Below are 437 nucleotides of genomic sequence, written 5' to 3' on the forward strand. Positions count from 1 at the left end.
ACTACACTGCAAAAGACGGAGATGATTCTTATTCAGGAATTATCAGAATCACAGTAAAAGAAGTTCAGGAAATCAAGACAATGGACGGACTTAAAGTTGACGAAGATGAAGATTTGGTTATAGATTTTGAAGATGAACTTGATGGATTGACTGAAAGAGGAAAGATATTCACTCAAACAGTGTTTGAATCAATTGATCATGTTACATTTGAACTTCCTGACCAAGGCAAATTAATGATTGACTTGGATGGAGACGGCGACAGTTATAAAAATGTTGTAGCTGGTACAGAATATGATATTGATGACATCCTCAATTTGAAATTTGTGCCTGAAGATGATTCTGACAGTGACAATGAATTGGTAAAAATCAATTTTACAGCAGTTGATGAAAACAAAGGTGACAAAGAATACAACGGTGTAATAGAAATTACAGTAGTT

The 437-nt window shown here is 34.1% G+C and carries 1 protein-coding gene; it reads left to right on the forward strand.

Annotation, left to right across the window (positions count from 1 at the left end; translation table 11 throughout):
* Positions 1-437: hypothetical protein (locus tag BN358_RS26030; RefSeq protein WP_040582355.1), on the forward strand; the 437-nt coding region annotated here is incomplete at both ends.

Source organism: Sedimentibacter sp. B4 (assembly GCF_000309315.1).
GTDB classification, from domain to species: Bacteria; Bacillota; Clostridia; order Tissierellales; family Sedimentibacteraceae; genus Sedimentibacter; species Sedimentibacter saalensis.